Origin of the sequence: Sutterella massiliensis, from assembly GCF_016899755.1 — a bacterium.
GTDB classification, from domain to species: Bacteria; Pseudomonadota; Gammaproteobacteria; order Burkholderiales; family Burkholderiaceae_F; genus Sutterella; species Sutterella massiliensis.
In genome coordinates this window covers 1-268 of the sequence record NZ_JACJJC010000433.1, presented here as the reverse complement: position 1 = coordinate 268, position 268 = coordinate 1, and the positions used below count along the sequence as shown (strand labels likewise).

The window sequence follows — 268 nt, the reverse complement described above, 5'->3', positions numbered from 1 at the left end:
GCGCCGACAAGACGGATGCGGGGTGATCCGGGTCGCCCATCAGATCGACAATGTGATCGATCGCCTTTTGTCCGTCCGATTCGCTCTCAATCTCAGGCGCTTCACGCGCAGCCACCAGCGCAGCGTCGAAGAGCGCCTGCGCTTCGGGCGTCCCCGCTTCCGTGAATTCCGGCGCTTCGCCATCCGCCTGAAGGCCGTAGGCATCGTCGGTGCCGCCGTTGCTTTCCGAGAAATGCTCGGTGCGCCTCATCGATTCGGCAAATTCGCC

At 63.4% G+C, this 268-nt stretch carries 1 protein-coding gene; it reads right to left on the bottom strand.

What is annotated here, in order from left to right; all coding sequences use genetic code 11:
• Positions 1-268 (bottom strand): hypothetical protein (locus tag H6A60_RS13210; protein ID WP_205105325.1); only part of this gene is annotated, 268 nt, incomplete at both ends.